The 18,697-nt window shown below is 72.9% G+C and carries 17 protein-coding genes; 8 read left to right on the top strand and 9 right to left on the bottom strand.

Going from position 1 to position 18,697, the window contains the following annotated elements; all coding sequences use genetic code 11:
- Positions 1 to 59: 59 nt before the first annotated feature.
- From ACRYCC_RS09450 to ACRYCC_RS09435, 4 genes are all read right to left on the bottom strand, one after another.
- Positions 60 to 1,064: a hypothetical protein gene (locus ACRYCC_RS09450; protein ID WP_433810385.1), complete on the bottom strand. Its 1,005-nt coding sequence runs from the start codon at positions 1,062 to 1,064 to the stop codon at positions 60 to 62.
- Positions 1,065 to 1,260: 196 nt separating this feature from the next.
- Complete coding sequence (gene thpR, locus ACRYCC_RS09445; protein ID WP_433810383.1) at positions 1,261 to 1,914, bottom strand: RNA 2',3'-cyclic phosphodiesterase; 654 nt, start codon at positions 1,912 to 1,914, stop codon at positions 1,261 to 1,263.
- A 73-nt stretch (positions 1,915 to 1,987) separates the two neighbouring features.
- Entirely contained in the window at positions 1,988 to 3,259 is a 1,272-nt protein-coding gene (locus ACRYCC_RS09440; protein ID WP_433810381.1) for an MFS transporter, read from the bottom strand.
- 8 nt (positions 3,260 to 3,267) lie between these two features.
- Positions 3,268 to 3,708, bottom strand: a complete 441-nt coding sequence (locus ACRYCC_RS09435) for a MarR family winged helix-turn-helix transcriptional regulator (RefSeq protein ID WP_433810379.1) — start codon at positions 3,706 to 3,708, stop codon at positions 3,268 to 3,270.
- 170 nt (positions 3,709 to 3,878) lie between these two features.
- Between ACRYCC_RS09435 and ACRYCC_RS09430 the strand changes: the two genes are divergently transcribed.
- Positions 3,879 to 4,148: a DUF2530 domain-containing protein gene (locus tag ACRYCC_RS09430; RefSeq protein WP_433810378.1), complete on the top strand. Its 270-nt coding sequence runs from the start codon at positions 3,879 to 3,881 to the stop codon at positions 4,146 to 4,148.
- Between the two features lie 25 nt (positions 4,149 to 4,173).
- Here ACRYCC_RS09430 and ACRYCC_RS09425 read toward each other — a convergent pair whose 3' ends face one another.
- Entirely contained in the window at positions 4,174 to 7,365 is a 3,192-nt protein-coding gene (locus ACRYCC_RS09425) for a sacsin N-terminal ATP-binding-like domain-containing protein (protein WP_433810376.1), read from the bottom strand.
- 52 nt (positions 7,366 to 7,417) lie between these two features.
- Positions 7,418 to 8,233: a DUF3027 domain-containing protein gene (locus ACRYCC_RS09420; protein ID WP_433810375.1), complete on the bottom strand. Its 816-nt coding sequence runs from the start codon at positions 8,231 to 8,233 to the stop codon at positions 7,418 to 7,420.
- A gap of 154 nt (positions 8,234 to 8,387) precedes the next feature.
- On the opposite strand from ACRYCC_RS09420, the gene ACRYCC_RS09415 reads away from it, so the two are divergent.
- A complete protein-coding gene (locus ACRYCC_RS09415; RefSeq protein WP_433810374.1) occupies positions 8,388 to 9,776 on the top strand; it encodes an MFS transporter in 1,389 nt (462 codons plus the stop codon).
- Positions 9,777 to 9,947: 171 nt separating this feature from the next.
- Here ACRYCC_RS09415 and ACRYCC_RS09410 read toward each other — a convergent pair whose 3' ends face one another.
- From ACRYCC_RS09410 to ACRYCC_RS09400, 3 genes are all read right to left on the bottom strand, one after another.
- Positions 9,948 to 10,352, bottom strand: coding sequence for a cold-shock protein (locus tag ACRYCC_RS09410; protein WP_433810372.1), 405 nt, complete (start codon positions 10,350 to 10,352; stop codon positions 9,948 to 9,950).
- Between the two features lie 108 nt (positions 10,353 to 10,460).
- Positions 10,461 to 11,084, bottom strand: a complete 624-nt coding sequence (locus ACRYCC_RS09405; RefSeq protein ID WP_433810371.1) for an HAD family hydrolase — start codon at positions 11,082 to 11,084, stop codon at positions 10,461 to 10,463.
- Between the two features lie 67 nt (positions 11,085 to 11,151).
- Positions 11,152 to 11,622, bottom strand: coding sequence for a GNAT family N-acetyltransferase (locus ACRYCC_RS09400; protein WP_433810369.1), 471 nt, complete (start codon positions 11,620 to 11,622; stop codon positions 11,152 to 11,154).
- A gap of 225 nt (positions 11,623 to 11,847) precedes the next feature.
- On the opposite strand from ACRYCC_RS09400, the gene ACRYCC_RS09395 reads away from it, so the two are divergent.
- The 6 genes from ACRYCC_RS09395 to ACRYCC_RS09370 all read left to right on the top strand — a co-directional run bounded on the left by ACRYCC_RS09395 (position 11,848) and on the right by ACRYCC_RS09370 (position 18,606).
- Positions 11,848 to 12,462, top strand: coding sequence for a TetR/AcrR family transcriptional regulator (locus tag ACRYCC_RS09395; RefSeq protein ID WP_433810367.1), 615 nt, complete (start codon positions 11,848 to 11,850; stop codon positions 12,460 to 12,462).
- A 58-nt stretch (positions 12,463 to 12,520) separates the two neighbouring features.
- Positions 12,521 to 14,875, top strand: a complete 2,355-nt coding sequence (locus ACRYCC_RS09390) for a helicase-associated domain-containing protein (protein WP_433810365.1) — start codon at positions 12,521 to 12,523, stop codon at positions 14,873 to 14,875.
- A 613-nt stretch (positions 14,876 to 15,488) separates the two neighbouring features.
- The gene (locus ACRYCC_RS09385; RefSeq protein WP_433810363.1) at positions 15,489 to 17,045 is read left to right on the top strand and encodes a TROVE domain-containing protein; all 1,557 of its coding nucleotides are present in this window, start codon (positions 15,489 to 15,491) and stop codon (positions 17,043 to 17,045) included.
- Between the two features lie 138 nt (positions 17,046 to 17,183).
- Positions 17,184 to 17,579 (top strand): hypothetical protein, encoded by a 396-nt coding sequence (locus tag ACRYCC_RS09380; protein WP_433810361.1) that lies wholly within the window; start codon positions 17,184 to 17,186, stop codon positions 17,577 to 17,579.
- A gap of 86 nt (positions 17,580 to 17,665) precedes the next feature.
- Positions 17,666 to 18,058, top strand: coding sequence for a hypothetical protein (locus ACRYCC_RS09375; protein ID WP_433810359.1), 393 nt, complete (start codon positions 17,666 to 17,668; stop codon positions 18,056 to 18,058).
- 50 nt (positions 18,059 to 18,108) lie between these two features.
- The gene (locus ACRYCC_RS09370) at positions 18,109 to 18,606 is read left to right on the top strand and encodes a DUF4190 domain-containing protein (RefSeq protein ID WP_433810358.1); all 498 of its coding nucleotides are present in this window, start codon (positions 18,109 to 18,111) and stop codon (positions 18,604 to 18,606) included.
- Positions 18,607 to 18,697 lie beyond the last annotated feature (91 nt).

Raw genomic sequence — 18,697 nt, 5'->3', positions numbered from 1 at the left:
TGATCCTGACATGCCGAGCGTCCCGGCATCTGCGTCCCCCTGTTACTGGCCTGGATCCGTCACCTGAACCGGCGGCGGACGACCATGACCGCACCGGCCACCGCGAGCCCGACCACCACGACGAAGACGATCGCCTTGCCGGTGGACGGCTGCCTGTCCGGCGGCTTCCCGGTGGCGGAGGCGCCCGACGCACGGGGCGAGGCCGTGGGCGAAGGGAGCCCCTCGGCGGGTACGGGAACCTTCCACACGGTCTGGTCGGCGCCCTCCGAACCCGCCAGGAAGAATCTTCCGTCCGCCGTGTAGGTGATCGATTCGCCCTGCCGCTGGGCGGGGAGCGAGACGTTGGCCAGCCGCTTTCCGGGGGCCGAGTAGAGCGTCGCGCCGAAGTAGGTGCGCAGCACGAACGTGCGGCCGTCCGGCGCGAAGGCACCGTCGGTGACGGTGGCCGGGACGGCGGCGATCCCGCGCAGCAGGTTGAAGCCGCTGGTGCGCAGCCTCGCCGGGGCGGCGTAGAGCCTGCCGTTGCCCCCGAACAGCCTGCTCTTGCTGGCGATGTAGAGCCGGTTGGACCGCGGGTCGACGAGGATCGACTCGGCGTCCCGGGGACCGTCCTGGTACTTCATCCGGAAGGCGACCGCGTGCAGCGTCTGATCGGTGAGCCGGGCGGGCTCCGGCACCCGGTAGACGGTGACGTAGGGCCACGCGCCGCCGAGGTTGTCGCCGATGTCGGCGATGAACAGCGCCGGCGCTCCCGTCCCGTCGCGGCCGAGCGCGATGCCCTCCCAGTCGCGGGCCGACACTCCGGCGATCGTGAAGGTCGCCCTGGTACGGCCGTCCGGCCCGAGCGCGTAGATCGCGGGCGGGTGCCCGGAGTCGTTGTGCGTGTAGACCACCCCGGGATGCCGCCGGCTCGCGGCCAGCCCGCTGGACTCGGGGATCCGCGGATCGGAGATCTTGAACGCCACCGTGTCCCGGTCCGCGGCGCCGGCCCGCTCGTGGGGCCAGATCACCAGCGCGGGGACGAGGAGGCCGGCCAGGACAGCCTGTGCGGAGAGACCGAGCATCCTCCGATCCTCCCGTGCGCCCCGTCCTCGCGAAGGCGGTGCCACGCCGTACGGCGCGTTCACGTCAAGAAGGCCCCGACGACCACGATGAGGACCAGCGCGGTCAGCACGGTCGGCAGCAGCCATTGCGGCGGTCGGTTCACGCTTGCAGCCTATTCGCCGTCCGGGGCTCGCCGGACCGGGGTGCCGTCCCGTGTCACTGACCGGGGAGCCGGGAGTCGTCGGCCGTGCCGACCGCCTCGGGCCCGCCGTCCCCCGGTCGCGTCCGGTGCCCGAATGGCCAGGCGCGGAAGGTCTCGTACCGCACCTGAGGGGTCTGGTGACTGCGCATGAGGTGGAGGGCCCCGGCGGTCCAGGGCGATCCGGCGAAGGCCGACAGCGCCTCCACCAGCGGCCGGACGTCCGTGGGCCGGCGGCACCGGGCCAGCGTGAGGTGGGGCCGGAACGGCTTGTGCTCTCCCGGGGCCGCGCCGCCCTGGCCGCGCCCGGCGCCCCCCGGCGGGAGCCCGGCCTGACGCGCCGCCGCACCGACCGAGGCCGCCAGCCCGGCCAGGGCGCGGCGGTCGCCGTAGAGGCCGGTCCACAGCACCCGGGCGTACGCGCCGCCGCTGGGAAACGCCCCGCCCCCGGCGAACGACAGCGTCAGCGGCGGGCAGCGGCCGGCCAGCCGCTCCAGCCGTGACGTCATCGGCTCGATCCGCTGCTCGTCGACCTCGCCCAGGAAGGCGACGGTCACATGGAACAGAGCGCGGCGCTCCCATCGCAGGTCCGGCCAGGCGGCCCGGTACGGAGCGAGGAACTCCTCGAGCTCGTCGATGACCGTGGGAGGCGGCAGAAGCGCCACGAACATCCTCATATGGGCGATTTCAAGCCGCAGATCCGTTAGACACGCCTGAGAGCCTTTCAGCCGGTACGACCCCTTGTCACGCTCGTTCCTGTTCTGCGGTGCGGCGAAACTCCGGACGCCGCCGGAAAGATCCGGGAAGCGAGCGCAGACCGGCGGCGATCGTCGGCCAGGGCACCATGATCAGCACGACGCCCAGGGTGGTGACCGTCGCCACCAGGCCGCCCAGCACGATGCTGGCGCGCGGCCCCAGCACCTCGGAGAGCCAGCCGATGATGGGCGCCCCGAACGGGTTGGTGCCCAGGAAGACCAGCATGTAGAGCCCCATCACCCGGCCCCGCATCTCGGCCGGGATGCCGAGTTGCATGGTCGCGTTGGCGGCGGTCGTGAAGGTCATCAGGGCCACGCCGGTGGGCACCAGCAGCGCCAGGAACAGGGCGTAGGTGGGCATCAGGCCGGTGGCCATCTCCAGCACCCCGAACCCGACCGCGGCGGCCAGCATCTGCCGCCGGCTGGTCCGGGTCCGCCGGGCCGCCAGCAGCGCCCCGGTGAGGGCGCCGACCGCGAGCATGGTCGAGGCCAGCCCGAACGAGGCCGCGTCGCGGTGGAAGACCTCCTTGGCGACCAACGCGGTGGTGATCTGGAAGTTCATGCCGAAGGTCGCCACGAACCCGACCAGGATGAGGACCATGACCAGGTCGCGGCGGCCCCGTACGTAGCGCAGCCCCTCACGGAGCTGGCCCTTGGCCCGGGCCACCGGCTCGGCGAGGTTGAGCTCACGGTCGCGCATGAGGGCCAGGCCGGCCAGCACGGCGGCGAACGAGGCCGCGTTGACCAGGAACACCGGGCCGGTGCCGATGGCGGCGATCAGCACTCCGGCGACGGCGGGCCCGAGGATCCGGGCACCGTTGAAGGTGGCGCTGTTGAGGGCGATCGCGTTGGGCAGGTCGGTCCTGCCGACCATCTCGATCACGAAGGTCTGCCGGGTGGGGTTGTCGATCACGGTGGCCAGCCCCAGGGCGAAGGCCAGCACGTAGACATGCCAGACCTGGGCGGTGCCGGTGATCGCCAGCACCCCGAGGATGAGGGCGAGCGACCCCATGGTGACCTGGGTGAGCATCAGGATGCGGCGCTTGGGGTAGCGGTCGGCGACGACCCCGCCCCAGAGTCCGAACAGCAGCAGGGGCAGGAACTGCAGGCCGGTGGTGAGCCCGAGCGCCACGCCGCTGCTGTGGGTGAGCTCTAGGACCAGCCAGTCCTGGGCCACCCGCTGCATCCACGTGCCGGTGTTGGAGACGATCTGGCCGGCGGCGAACAACCGGTAGTTGCGGGTGCGCAACGACCGGAACATCCCGGCGTTCAGGCCTTGCTGAGCTTCTGCAGGATCGGGGCCGCCTGGCGCAGGATCGCCCGCTCCTCCGGAGTCAGCTCCCTGAGCCGCTGGGAGAGCCAGGCCTCCTTGCGGCGGCGCTCCTCCCGCACCAGGGCGCGGCCCTGATCCGTCGCGTTCAGCACGACCTGCCGGCCGTCCGTCGGGTGCGCGCTGCGCTCCAGCAGGCCGCGCTCCTCCAGGGCCGCGATCACCCTGGTCATGGAGGGAGGCTGCACCTTCTCGTGCTCCGCCAGGTCGCGCGGGGTCATCGCGTTGTGCTGGGTGACCGCGGCGAGGGCGGCGTACTGCGTGATCGTGAGCGAGTGGCTGCCTTGCCTGCGGAGCCGCCGGGACAGCCGCGCAATCGAGATGCGCAGGTCTTCGGCCAGGCCGCTGTGGCTTCTGGTCTGCGAAGTTTTCATGGTCATTAGCTGAAGTCATTACTTCTGCTAACGATATGCCGACGGTTGAAATTCCGCCAGGTCGTTAGCAATGCATACGACTTCGCCTCCTCCACTCCCACACTGATCTCCAGCAGGATCGTCGCACCGTCCGGGCGGCGGCAGGCGGTTCCGGCCCGATGACCTAACCTGATCACATGCCCCGCCCCCGGCCTCGCCGTCCGAGCCCGCCGCCGATCGAGACCAACGAAACGCTCGTCGGCGTGATCGGCACGGCGGCCTGGGCCATCGCCTTCGTCGTCCTGTTGCTGGCCGGGCTGCCGCGCGAGAACCGGTGGTGGCTGTGGGTGTGCGCCGCAGGGGTCGGGATCGGCCTGTTCGCCCTGTGGTACGTCCCGCGCCTGCACCGCGGCCGGGCCGCCGCGGCACTGCGCCGGGCCGCCGCCCGTAACGACCCCGCCTCCTGACCTCGCGTCCGATCCCATGATCAGGTCAGGGATCGAGATCGGCTTCGGCCAGCAGCGCGGGCAGGGCCTGCGGTTCGCGCAGCACCGCCTCCACCACCAGGCGGTCCGCCCATCGATCGGCCGCCCACGCCAGACCGCGGGCCAGCGCCGCCACCCCTCCGTCCACGCTCACGTGCACCTGTACGCTGTCGTGACGCCACGGCACCCGGGTGCCGTCGACGATCAGCGGCTCGTGCGCCACGTAGGTCCGGGGGGCCTCCGGCAGGACCTCACCGACGACCGGCGGAACCGGTCGTGTCACGCCGGAGGACTCGACGGCACCGGAGATCTCCTCGGTCGCCAGGGCGAGGTCCAGCAGCTCGGCGAGCTCGGCCGAGCGCTCGTAGGGGACCGTCACCAGCGGCTGCCCCGCCAGCAGCGGCAGCAGATCCGGGCTGTCCAGCAACAGGGCGTCCGAGGCCGGGACGACCTCCAGCGCTCCGCCGACGACCGCCCTGACCCGCTCCGGCGGTGACACCTCCAGCCCGTCCAGGTCCGTCAGCGCGGTCCACAGGCCCCGCAGCTGGGCCCGCGACACCGAACGGCCCGGGTCGGCCAGCCGGGCCAGCAGCTCGTCGGCGCCACCGGGCTCGGCCAGCAGCTCCGCCACCGAGGTCCGGACCCCCAGCGCCCGCAGCACCTCGGCGTCGAGGTCGAGCGGCGCGAGATCGTACAGACCGGCCAGCAGCGGGTCACCGGGCACCCGGAGCTCACCGGGCCGGCATCCGGCCACCACCGGCTGCCCGCGCAGCCACCAGGCCGTGTAGGAGGGGACGGCGATCCGCCCGCCGCCCTGGTGCAGGACGTGGACCGGCTCGACCAGCGCGGCGCGCAGCGGCGGCCGGGCCAGCAGCTCCAGCGCCACGTCCCAGCGGCCGACCAGCTCGAGATCGCGCACGGCCGTCAGCTCGGCCACCATCGGCGGAACGTCCTGCACCGGAAGCCGGGCCAGCACGTCCTCGGCCCACTCCTCCTCGCCGTCCAGGTCGAAGGCCAGGTCCGACAGCGAGACGTCCTCTTCGTGCACGAGCGCGAAGGTCCGCAGCACCCCCACCGCGGTCAGCGCGTCCTCACCGAACCGCTCGACCAGCTCGGCGGAGACCACCCCGAACGGCGCGTCGTCCACCATCACCTCGAGCAGCGGGGACCCGGGCAGCAGCAGCTCGCCGGCCGGGTAGAGCTCGCCGTCCGCGCCGGGCAGCGTCAGATCGGCCAGCCACGGCTCCTCGCCCGGCTGGAGGTGGGCCGCGGCCACCAGGCCCAGCACCGCGTCGGCGACCGGCTCGGCGTCCTCGGAGTCGTACGAGCCCGCGACCGCGGCCCGTACGGCCGGATCGACCAGCACCGCCCGGGGCCCCGCCTCGATCGCCCCCAGCCGGACCAGCAGCGGGTGCACGGCATCGGGGTGGACGAAGCGCAGTTCGAGCTCCGTGAGCGCCGCCGGGTCGACCCCGTCGGAGGCGATCAGCAGGCCCCGCGGCCCGCGGGTCATCCGGGCGGCGCCGCGGCCGAGAGCGTCCCGGCCCCATGCCGAGCGTCCGGCCACCAGCGGCACCGGCAGGGCCCCGAGGGCCTCGGTGTCCGCCCCCGCCAGCGCGTCGTACAGCCGCCGCCACCAGGTGGGTTCGCGGTCCAGGCCGGCCAGCGCGTCCACCACGTCGGCGAGCTCCATCCGGCGTACGCCGAGGGTGGCCAGCGCCGGATGGCGGACCGGCCAGCCCGCCGGCAGCAGGCCGGGCAGCACCTCGGCCAGCAGCTCCACCAGCGCGGCCGGGCCCTCCATGACCACCGCGTCGCGCCCCCGGACCCGGGCCGCGCCGTCACCCGGATCGGCCGGGTGGCCGTGCGGCAGCAGCGGCGTCTCGGGGAGCAGGCGCAGGATCTCGCGGCGCAACCGGGCGTCCAGCTCGCCCGCCGCCACCGGGCCCGGCACCAGGTCGAGCAGGCGCGGGGTGGCCGGCAGGTCGCGCAGCAGCGCCACGTAGGACTCGGCGGCGCGTTCGACGAGGAAGTCGGTCAGCGGTCCCGGCGCGACGTGGCGCCGGTCCGGTGCCAGCGGGAACGAGGCGAGCAGCAGGGCGGGCAGCCCGAGCGGCTCGGCGCTGGGGGTCGGCGCGTGCACCACGGCGGGCACCCCGTCCGGAAGCCCCCCGGAGCCGCCGAACGCGGCCTGGCCGGCGGCGGGCTCGAGCTCGGGGATCGCCCAGCAGATCCGCCAGTGCGGACGGGACCGCTCCTCCGTGGGCCGGTCGGCCAGCAGGGCGGGCCGTAGCGGGCCGTACGCCTCGCTGGTCCGCCACCGGGTGTCGCCGATCGTCACCTCCCCCGCCTGTGCGGCGGCGTCGGCGGCGATCGTCTCCTGGTGCCCGGCCTCCTCGGGGCGGCGCCCGGTGCCCGGCAGACCGCGGTCCGCCGTGAGGGTACGGCTGGTGCCGCCGGCCTCGACCTCGATGGTGCCGAGTGCGGGAAGGGCCAGCAGGAGGGCCGGTCCGACCTGGTCGAGGGCGTGCCGGACCAGCGCCTCGCACTCCGGGTCGCGCAGCGGCAACCGGACGACCGTGTCGAACCCCTCGGCGAAGCACTTGCGCGCGACCATGGCCAGGCCGGCGTCGTCGTGCGGGTCGAGGGCGAACGGGAGCCGCAGGACGGGGACGGCGCCTTTCCTGCGCCCGAGCTCCTCGGCCAGGAGGGGGATCCCGGCGACCAGCTCGCGGGTGCGCGCCGCAGACCAGGCCACCCCGTGGAAGCCGGCCGCCCGCCCGCCCGCGGCGTCGCCGTCGAGCGGCTCCTCCGCGGCGGAGACGATCATGGGTTCGTCGCTCACCGAGACGACGGCCGCGAAGCCGACGCCGAAGCGGCCGACGGCCGAGGCCTGGTCGAGCTTGGCGGAGGCGCGCAGCGTCGACAGCGCCGAAACCCCGGCCGCGTCGAGCCGGGCCCCGGTGTTGGCCGCGGTCAGGACGCCGTCCCGCAGGATCAGCCGGAGCCGGCCGGACACCCCGGCCCGTGCCGCCGCGTCGGCGGCGTTCTGGGCGAGCTCGATGACGACCCGGTCGCGATAACCCCCGAGGGCGTGGTCCTCCTCGGTGTTGGCGTCCTCCCGGAACCGTGCCGGCGAAGCGGCCCACGCGGCCAGCACCCGGCCCCGGATTCCCGCGGTCCCATACGGATCAGTCATCAACCCATCCTGACGCACCGATCACCCGGCACGACCACCGCCCGGGACCCGCTCAGCTGTGGCCGAGGGCCTCTTCGTCGGACGAGCCGTTCGGTGCCAGCGAGTCGTAGCTCATCTCGTCCACCAGCGGCGGAGCGTGCTCGACCGCGGACGGCACCACCACGGCCTCCGAATGGGCTCCGCAGCCATGATCGACCGCGACGACCTTGCCGTCGTCGGGCGCGTACTCGTTGGCGCAGACGCCGAACAGCTGCCGCAGGGCCCCGGCCAGCGGCACGAAGAACCCGCAGGTCGAGCACGGGGCGGGCGCCGAGGCCGCGATAGGGCTGTGCGGGCCGGGAGTCCCGTCGTACCACCGGGTCGCGGCCTCCTCACGGCCCTCGGCCGACAGCACGCGGGCCCGGCCGAGCCCCAGCTCCCACAGCAGCTGCCGGTCGGTCGCGTCGGTGACCTGGGTGAAGCCCGGGGCCAGCCGCACGTCGTCGGCCGCGGTGGGCAGCAGATCGCCGGGACCGAGGTCACCGGGGCGCAGCCGCTCCATCCAGGGCACCCAGGCGGGCGCCATGAGCGCGTCCTCGCCCGGCAGCAGCACGCACTCGCTGACCGTCACGACCTTGGCCCGCGCGGCCCGGGAGACCGTGACCGCCCACCGCCAGCCGTGATATGCCGGATCCTTACAATCGAAGAAATGCGTGACCACCCGATCGCCCTCGGACTGCAGACCGAGATGCTCGCCGACGGGAAGCGGTCGGGCGGTCTCCTCAGCGGCCGCCCGGGCCAGCTCGACCGCGTCCGCGCAGGCGGCATCGACGGCGGGAGTGCGGGACCGGCGCACGGTTGCGGCGCTCGACTGACGGAGTGGGCTCACATACATCATTGTCCCTCATGAGGCGGCGTGACTTTGCACGGCAGACGGGGATCAGACTGATCATCCGGATTGACGGAGGCGTGGGCGGGGACGTCCGACCTGACGGGGCGGTATCTGTTCCCGGTTGTACGGCCGCTACAGGAGACTGGACGCCATGGGAGTGAAGGCGCGGACGACCGCCCTGGGGCGGTCTGTGCGTAACGGGGGGCGGCGGGTCGCGCGGGTGACCCGCCGGGCCACCCATGCGCAGGGTGCCGGGCACAGCGGCCTGGGCAGCCTCATGGAGGCGGGTGCGATCAACGGGGCCGGGGACACCCTGGTCGCCGTTGCCCTGGCCGGGACGATCTTCTTCGGCCTGGACGTCAACCAGGCCCGCAGCCAGGTGGCGCTCTACCTGCTGGTGACGATGGCCCCGTTCGCGCTCATCGCACCGCTGATCGGCCCCGGCCTGGACCGGATGCGCTCGGCCCGCCGGGTCGCCGTCGCCGGCACGTTCCTGGCCAGGGGGCTGCTCTGCTGGGGCATGGCGGGCGCCGTCAGCCACGGCGACCAGGTGACGTTCCTGCCCGCGGCGTTCGGCACGCTGGTGCTGTCGAAGGCGTTCGGCGTGCTGCGCAGCGCCATCACGCCGCGGGTGCTGCCCGAGAAGATCTCCCTGGTCACCGCGAACGCCCGGCTGTCGTTCGCCGGGCTCATCGCGGGAGCGATCGCCGCTCCGGTGGGCGCCGGGCTGGCGGTGCTGGTCGGGCCCGACTGGGTGCTGCGGACCGCCACGCTGGTCTTCTTCGTGGGCGCGCTCATCGGCATGCGCCTGCCCGGGCGGGTCGAGACGCCGGAGGTCACCGTGCCGGCGGACGAGGAGGAGGACCGGCCTCCGGGAGAACGCCGCCCGAACCGCTGGCGGACCCTGTTGCACATGGGCCCGGCGGTGTGGGAGGCGATGCAGGGCAACGCCGCGCTGCGGGCCTTCTCCGGCTTCCTGATCCTCTATCTCGCGTTCCTGCTCAGGGAGCAGCGGTTCGACCCGGTGTCGCCGAACGTCGCCCTGGGCCTGCTGGCCGCCGCCGCCGCGATCGGCGGCCTGGTGGGCACGGCGCTCGGCGCGGGCATGAAGGCCCGCGCACCGCAGCTCATCGTGCTCGGCAGCCTCGGTTTCGCGACCCTGGTCACCGTGGCGGGCGCGGTGCTGTTCGGCCTGTGGGCGGCGCTCGGCGTGGTCTTCGTCGCCGCCTTCGCCCAGTCGCTGGCCAAGCTGTCGCTCGACGCGGTCGTGCAGCAGGAGGTCGGCGAGGAGGTGCGGTCGTCCACGTTCGCGGTGTCCGAGAGCCTGCACCAGCTCGTCTGGGTGCTCGGCGGCCTCGCGGGCCTGGGGATGTCGATCATCGCGGACGGCCGGGTGGCGTTCACCGTCGTCGCGGGGGCACTGGGCCTGTCCCTGGTGACGCTGTTGTCGCGGTCCCGGCGGATACGCAAACGTGATCCCGTCACCGCCAAGCGGCGGCGGCCCGCCGGTGAGGAGTCCACCGCCGTCCCGCCCGCCTAGCCCCGCCCCCCGCGGCACTCCTCGCCGCGATCACACCCGCCCACCCCTCCGTGATCATGCAATCAATCGTCGATTGATTGCATGATCACGGCCTGGGGATCACGGCGCAGGGATCATGAAGCCGGGCATGACAGCTCGGGGATCATGAAGCCGAGGGAAGGGAGGCGGGGGTCACGCCGAGGGGGCGGCCAAGTCGTCGGCGACGGCCCGGAGCACGGTGGCGATCTTCTTGGCGTCGCGCGGCTCCGGGTGCCGGTCCCGCCGGTAGGTGTTGGAGACCCCGTCGAGCATGGTGATGAGATCCTCGATGATCAAGACCATTTCGTCGGGCTTCTTGCGCTTGGCCTTGGCCACGGCCTTCACCACCGAGGGCGGGGTCTCCAGGGGCTGAACCGACAGCGCCTGCTGACCACGACGTCCCTCGACCACGCCGAACTCGACCCGCTGCCCCTGCTTGAGGGACGTCACACCGCTGGGCAGCGCGGTGGAATGCACGAACACCTCACCGCCGTCATCGCGGGTGAGGAAGCCGAATCCCTTGTCGACGTCGTACCACTTGACCTTGCCGGTGGGCACAGCTGGACCTCGTCTGGCTCTCGGTGAATTCACTTCAAATGCTAGTGGCTCGATCGTGAAACGGTGAACACAGTTTCTGGGGGCCGGCCGGGCGCCGGTCCGCGAATATCAGGTCACCGCAAGGTGCCCGGTGAGCCAGCCGGGAAACGCGAGCAGGTCCGGCAGGACCACGTCGGCGCCGTACGCGGAGAGGGCGGCGGCGTCATAGGGGCCGGTCGCCACGGCGACGCTCAGCGCACCGGCGGCCCGGGCTGCGTCGACGTCCCCGAAATGGTCACCGACGTAGACGCGGGCGCCCTGCTCGACCAGTGCCGCGCCCTTGGCCGAGGCCCACAGGCCGCCGTCGATCCGGTCCACCGGCAGTTCGAGAAAACGCACGGTCCCCTCCGCGTGCAGCTGGTTCTTGGCGGTCACGACCATGCTCCGGCCGCCGGCGTCCCGGACCGCCTCCAGCGCCGCGAGGGCGCCGGCCATGACGACCGTCGCGGGGATCGCGATGTCGGCGTACAGCTCACGGAAACGGACGATCATGGCCGGCACGTGCTCGGCGGGGTACCAGTTGGCCAGCTCCACCTCGAGCGGCGGGCCGAGCCGGGTGGCGATCAAGGCGCTGTCGATGAGGACGCCGGTCTCGGCGGCGAGCGCGTCGTAGACCGCCGCGATGCCCTTCCGGGTGTCGGCCAGCGTCATGTCGAGGTCGAAACCCACCGTGAACCGATCCGTCTGTCGCACCGGCACAGCGTACGGGCAGCCCCGGCACCGCCGGGCAAATGCCCACCGTCCGGTCAGCCGGGGGCGCTCATCCCGGCAGGGCGGGCAGGAACCCCCATTCGGCCCAGCAGGGCTCGCCGCCGGGGAGCCGGACCTCCTTGAAGGGCCAGGCGGTCTCCACCCACTCCCGGACGAACTCGTCGATCTCCTTCTCCAGCCCGGAGTCGATCTCGCTGGCGCGCACCCAGAAGCCCACCTCGGCCTCCGGGCCCTGCACGACGGCCGGCGGACCGAGGTAGATGCAGCCGAGCAGCCGTGCCTCGTCGGTCGTCATCACCGCGAACACGAACGATCTGCGCAGCGTGGCCTGCTTCTGCTGCCACGCCACGTCGATGAGGCAGTCCTCGAGGGTGAGGTCCTCGGCGGGCCAGCCGCGCACCTCGCCGAACTGCCGCCACAGTCGTTCGCGGCTGCTCGTCACCGCGTCGAACACCCGGACCACGTCGTGCACGGTGATCGGGCGGATACGGAATCTGAGCCCGGCCACGAGCGTGGGCACAACGAAGTCTTCTGGGAGGAAGGCCACAGCGGCCCCTTCGATCGGCTGGGCAGGGACGAAGATGGGTTCACCGAACTCTAGTGCTCAGCCGCACGAGTCAGGGAGATGACGTGCCCGGACCGCCCCGGAACGGCGGGGACGGGCCTCGAAACCACGCGTCGCGGGCAGCGGTGGCGGACGCCAGGGCACCATATGCCCTAGTGTCGTGGGGGAGGAAGACTCAACATGGTGAGATCTACACGCGAGCGGATCGTGGCCGAGGCGCTGCGCCTGTTCGCGGAACGCGGTTACGCCGCGACGTCCGTGGCCGAGATCGAGGCCGCGGCGGGCCTGTCCCCCGGCGCCGGCGGGCTGTACCGGCATTTCCGGTCCAAGGAGGAGGTCCTCGGGGCCGGGGTCCGCGAGCACATCGCGCGGACCAAGGAGCAGGTCGTCACCGTGCTGGAGCATGCCTCCGCCTTCGAGGAACGGCCGCTGGAGATCCGCCTGCGGATGACCTGCCAGGCCGGCCTGGTGAAGATGCGCGAGGAGGCCGATCTCATCCGGGTGCTCTTCCGCGATCTGGACCAGTTCCCCAACCTCGTGGCCGAGATGCGCGACGGCATCGTCAACCCGCTCTACGACGGCATCGGCTCCTGGCTGTCGGCGCAGCCCGAGTTCGCCGGCGCGGACGAGGACTGGCCGGCCATCGCCGCCATCCTCGGCGGGGCCGTGGTCAACTACTGGCTGGCCAACGAGTCGCTCTACGAGCCGCCCACCCGCATCGACGAGAAGCGCTTCGTGACCGCCTGGGCCCGGCTGGGTCTCGGCCTGATCAGCAGCGAACGGACGCCGGCCTGACCCGGGGCGGGGCGGGCGTCGCCGAGAACACCCTGAGATCCCTGGTTAAGTAGTACGGATGGACACGTTCGCCGACTGGTTGCGGGGGCGCAGCGACGAGGAGCTGCGCGGCCTGCTGTCGGCGCGACCGGAGCTGATCAATCCGGTGCCGGCGGAGCTCGGCGCACTCGCCTCGCGGGCGACCACGCCGGCCGCCGTGTCCAGGGCGCTGGACCGGCTCGACCGCCTCAGCCTGGCCGTGCTGGAGGCCCTCCTCGTGCTGCCCCAGCCGGTGGCCTACGGCGCGCTCAGGCGGGCGCTGGGGCTCGGGGAGATCCGGGCCACCGTGGAGCTGCTCCGCTCCCGGGGGCTGGTCTGGGGCACCGACCGGACCCTGCGCACGGCGCCCGGAGTGCGCCAGCTCTTCCCGCATCCGGCCGGGCTGGGACCGCCCGCCGCCGAGGTGTTCGCGGGGCATCCGGCCGAGCGGCTGACCGAGATCCTGCGGGACCTGGACGTCCCGCCGCCGAACGGCTTCTCCGACCCCGAGCGGCTGGTGACCCTGCTCGCCGATCGGCTCGCCGACCCGGGCCCGCTCATCGAGGCGGCGGGGCCCGAGGCCCGCGCGGCCCTGGAGATGCTGGCCTGGGGGCCTCCGGTGGGCCGGATCGACGGTGCCCGGCGGCCGGTCCGGGTCGACAGCGCGGAGACCCCGATCGAGCGGCTGCTCGCCCGCGGGCTGCTGGCCGCGACCGACGACCGTACGGTCACGCTCCCCCGTGAGGTCGCCCTCCACCTGCGGGACGGTCGGCTCTTCCGCGACCTCACCGCCACGCCACCGGTGCTGGACGGTCCCGCGCGGCCCGCCGTCCTGGTGGACCGGACCGCCGGTGGCCAGGCGTTCACCGCCGTACGGCTCGTCGAGGACCTGCTGGAGCTCTGGGGGATCGACCCGCCGCCGGTGCTGCGCAGCGGCGGGCTGGCCGTGCGCGAGCTGCGCGCGACCGCGGGCCTGCTCGACACCGACGAGCGGACGGCCGCGCTCCTGATCGAGCTGGCCTACGCGGCCGGGTTGCTGGCCCGCACCGGCGGCGTCGACGGCGAGTGGCTGCCGACGAAGGCCTACGACCTGTGGCGGCTGCACGATACCGCCGACCGCTGGGTCGAGCTGGCGACCGCCTGGCTGGCGACCGACCGGGTGCCGGGGCTGGCCGGCGAGCGCGACGAGCGGGACCGGCTGATCAACGCGCTGGCCGACGAGTCGGTCCGCGGCAGCGCGAGCGAGGTGCGCAGGGCCACGCTGACCGCGCTGACCACCACGTCGGCGAGCCCCGCCCCGGACGCCGTACGGGAGTATCTCGCCTGGCAGGAGCCCCGGCGCGGCGCCCGGCTGCGGGACCGGCTGGTCGGCTGGACCCTCCACGAGGCCGAGCTGCTCGGCCTGACCGGGCTGGGCGCGCTGGCCTCGCACGCGCGGGTGCTGCTCCAGGGCGGGGACGCCGCCGCGCGGCTGGTCCCGCTGCTGCCCGAACCCGTCGATCACGTGCTGCTGCAGGCCGACCTGACCGCGGTCGCGCCGGGCCCGCTGGTGACCTCGCTGGCGCGGGAGCTGTCGCTGATGGCCGACGTGGAGTCCACCGGCGGCGCCACCGTCTATCGCTTCACCCCGGAGTCCGTGCGCCGGGCGCTCGACGTGGGCCGTCCGGCCGCCGAGCTGATCGATCTGCTGACCCGGCACTCCACCACCCCGGTGCCGCAGCCGCTGAGCTACCTCATCGAGGACGTGGCCCGCCGGCACGGTCACCTCCGGGTGGGCACCGCGTCGTCCTACGTGCGCTGCGACGACCCGGCCACGCTGGAGGAGATCGTCGCGGACCGGCGGGCCGCCGGCCTGCGGTTGTTCCGGCTGGCTCCCACGGTGCTGATCTCCCGGCTGCCCCGCGGCGACCTGCTGGAGGCGCTGCGCATGATGGGCTTCGCCCCGGTGGCCGAGTCACCTGAGGGCGGGGTCGTGGTGACCCGGCCGGACGCGTTGCGCGCCGAGTCCTCGGCCCACCCGCACCCGATGACGGCCCCGGCGGCGCCGGACGCGGCGGTGATCGCCGCTGCGGTGCGCGCGCTGCGCGCGGGCGACGAGGCCGCACGGCACAGTGCCCAGCGGGCGCGGCGGCGGCCCGAGACGCCCGCCGGGGAGCCGCCCCGCTCCCCCTCGATGGCGACCGTGGAGGAGTTGCGCGGCGCGGTGTCCCGGGGCGGCCGGCTGTGGATCGGCTACCTCGACCAGCAGGGTCAGGCGTCGTCGCGGATCGTGGAGCCGGTGCGGGTCGAGGGTGGTTTCCTGACCGCCTACGACGCGACCCGCGACTCGATCCAGCGGTTCGCCCTGCACCGCATCACCGGGGTCGCCCAGGTCGATCCGCCCGCCGCGAATTGACTTTTCCCCACGCGGTAATTCAGTTGTTCCGGCGTGACCCGTACGGCATCGTATGAGGCGTCAGACCGAAGCCGGTGAAAGGAGGACGTGATGCGGCTCTCACGAAGACGGCGACCATCGAGCCCCATGAGAAACGCCATGTCCGGCCATTCCGGCGGCGTCGAGAAATACGGCGGCGGATAGCCGCCCCCAAGACATGTCTCCCGGTGCGCAGGCAGCGGATACTTCTAGGATCAACGGGTCGCGGGTTCGAATCCCGCCCGGCCACGGCCGGTAGCTCAGCCAGGCAGAGCAGTTGGGTAAAGCCCGCCGCCGACTTCGGTCCTCGGGAGACACGCACGTCGCGCCCGGTGCGCAGGTAACGGATACTTCCCTTTGGAAAAGGGGTGACGCGGGTTCGAATCCCGCCGCTCGCGCAAGCGAAGTGTCGTCCAGCGGCCCAGGACACCTATGTGACCGTCACCGCTTTGATCTCGGGCGCTCCTCCACACGACTTCAACCTCCCGGTGCGCAGGCCGGAGTTACTTCTGGTGATTTCTGGGTTCGATTCCCCGACGGCTTTTCGGAGCCGTTTCACTTCGGCCGCCATGACCTCGGGAGAGGAGACATCTCCATGGCAAAGTTCAACCGTTCGCGGACCGCGGGAGCGGTCAGCATGATCCAGACCGAGTCCCTTCCCACCGGCCTCACCCACGAGGGCGCACCGGGATACGCGCGTGATCTCAAGAGCGAGCTGTTCCTGCTCGCCGTCGCCAACATGGTGGGCGAGAACACCTTCTACGAGGGCGCCGGCGAGCGGGACGCGCGCTTCCGTACCCTCGTCGGCGAGGTCGCCCTGCGCGACGTCGACTGGCTCACCCGCATGGTCGGCTGGCTGCGGACCTCCGCGGGCATGCGCTCGGCCGCGGTGGTCGCGGCGGCCGAGGGCGTCATGTCCCGTCTCTGCGCCGAGCGGGCCGGCCACAACCGGCAGCTGATCGGCGCCGCCCTGCTGCGGGCGGACGAGCCGGGCGAACTGCTGGCGTACTGGACCGGGCGGTACGGCCGGGCCATTCCCAAGCCGGTCAAGCGCGGGGTCGCGGACGCGGTCCGCCGCCTCTACAACGAGCGCTCGCTGGTCAAGTACGACACCGGGGACTACCGGTTCGCCGACGTGCTGGAACTGACCCATCCGGCCCCGGTCTCGCCGCACCAGGGCGAGCTGTTCCGGCATGCCATCGACCGCCGGCACTGCCGGGACGAGGACATCCCGGAGGCCCTGGGCACGCTGCGGGCACGGGCCCGGCTGCTGGCCCTGCCGGTGGCCGAGCGGCGGGCGCTGCTCGACCGGCCGGACGCCCACCGGATCCTGGCGGACGCCGGGATGACCTGGGAGTCCCTGGCCGGCTGGCTGCAGGGGCCGCTGACGGCGCGGTTCTGGGAGTCGGTGATCCCGTCGATGGGCTACCTGGCGCTGCTGCGCAACCTGCGCAACTTCGACCGGGCGGGCGTCGGCGACGAGGTCGCCGAGACGGTCGCGCGCCGGCTGGCCGACCCGGAGCAGGTCGCCCGCTCGCGGGTGCTGCCGATGCGGTTCCTGTCGGCCTACCGCGCGGCGCCGTCGCTGCGGTGGTCGTGGGCGCTGCAGCGGGCGCTGGACGCCTCGCTGGTCAACGTGCCGGCGCTGGGCGGCCGTACGCTCGTGCTCGTCGACCGGTCCGGCTCGATGTTCGGCCGGCTGTCGGCCCGCTCCGAGCTGACCTACGCGGACGCGGCGGCGGTGTTCGGCGTGGCGGTTGCGCTGCGCGCGGCCCGGGCGGACCTGGTCGAGTTCGGTACGCGCAGTGCCCCGGTGCGGGTGCGCGAGGGCGAGTCGGTGCTCACGGTGGTCGAGCGGTTCGGCGGTCTCGGGGGCACCGACACGGCGGCGGCGGTGCGGGCGCACTACCGCGGCCACGACCGGGTGGTGATCGTGACCGACGAGCAGGCCTGGGCCGGTCGCCAGGGCGCGGAGCCGACCCGCGCGGTGCCGGACCGTGTCCCGGTCTACACCTGGAACCTGGTGGGTTACCGGCGGGGCCACGGCCCGTCCGGCTCGGGGACCCGGCACACGTTCGCCGGGCTGTCCGACGCCGCGTTCTCGATGATCCCCCTGATCGAGGACCGGAACGCGGGCACCTGGCCGTTCTAGAGATCGGCAGGGCCCCGGCTCATCACGGCCGATCGTGCTCCCGGAGATTCCGGTGGCACGATCGGCCGTGGCGTGACTATCTACCCGCCATCCGCAGGAATAGCCTTAAGTCATGACAGCCGACGGGAAGGGGCCACGGTGAGCGGATATGGAGGGCCGCCTCCGTCCGGGTGGCAGGACCCCTACGGCCCGTACGGACAGCAGCAGCCGCCCCAGGCGCCGGGCGGGTGGCAGGACCCGTACGGATACGGGTACGGACCGCCGGGAGTGCCGCAGCGCACCGGCGGCGGGTCGGCCACCGGCGCCCTCGTGGTCAGCATCGTCGAGGTCGTCCTGTGCGGCGGGATCTTCGCGGTGCCCGGGATCGTGCTGGCCGCGATGGCCATGAGCCGGTCCAACACCGATCCGGAGTCGGCCCGCAAGCTCACGCTCTGGGCCTGGATCTGTGCCGGCATCGCCCCGGTGATCGGCATAGCTCTGGGAATCGTGTACTTCGTCTACGTCCTCAACACCTCTTCGACGTCCACCTACTGAGGGGAACCGGACCACCTCCCGCTCAGTCCAACCATCGGTGCCGTCGGCATGGGGCACCGCCACGACCGACCATGGGGAGCGCACGCGTGAGCGGCTACGGCGGACCACCCTCGGGCTGGCGGGATCCCTACGACCCGTACGGCTCCCACGACCCGTACGGGCCCCCGCAGCCGCCGCAGGGCTGGCAGGACCCCTACGGTTACGGACCGCCGGGGGTGCCCTCGACCGGCGCGAGCAACGGTTCCGCTCTCGGCGCCCTGATCGCCAACATCGTGCTGTCCATGACCTGCTGCGGCCTGCTGGCGATCCCGGGGGTCGTGATGTCGGCGATCGCCATGGGCCGGGTCAACAGCGATCCGGAGTCGGCACGCAGCCTCACCCTGTGGAGCTGGGTCATCTTCGTCATCAACATCGTGATCGTGGTGGTCGCCGTGATCGTCTATGTGGCGCTGTACGCCCGGTCCGGGACGGACTACTGAGCCGTTCGGGCGGCCCCGGTCCCGGAGACGCGACATCCAGGAGGTTGGTAGTGAGCGGGTACGGAGGACCACCCCTTCCGGGGGGATACGACCCGTACGACCCGTACGGCGGGCAACAGCAACCCGGCTGGCAGGATCCCTACGCCCAGCCGGCCGGGTGGCCGCAGGATCCGCACGGGAGGCCGGCCGGCTGGCAGGACCCCTACGACCCGCAGGCCGGCTGGCAGCAGGCCGGGTACGGGCCCGTCCACGGCTACGGGCCGCCCGGGGTGCCGCCGGGCGGCGCGGCCAACGGATCGGCGATCGGTGCGCTGATCTGCAACATCCTGGCGCTGTTCGGGGTCTTCTTCTGCTGCCTCGGGGCGGTCGCCTCCATTCCGGGAGTGGTCCTGGGCGGCATGGCGCTGAACCGCTCCCCGAGCAACCCCGAGTCGGCGCGGCAGCTCGCGCTGTGGAGCTGGGTCTGCTTCGTGCTGTCCATCGTGCTGTCGATCGGGCTGCTGGCCGTCTTCTACGTGCTGGGCCAGTCCAATCCGACCTATTACTGATCTCGCCATGGTTCCGGCCGCCGATCGGGGGCGATGTCGGCGGGGAACACGCGGGCCGCTCCCCGCTGTTGCACACTGGGTGTCCACCTTC

It is taken from the genome of Actinomadura scrupuli, from assembly GCF_050971785.1.
Lineage (GTDB): Bacteria > Actinomycetota > Actinomycetes > Streptosporangiales > Streptosporangiaceae > Actinomadura_E > Actinomadura_E scrupuli.
The sequence above is the reverse complement of the archived record's forward strand: the minus strand, read 5'-3'. Positions and strand labels throughout refer to the sequence as shown.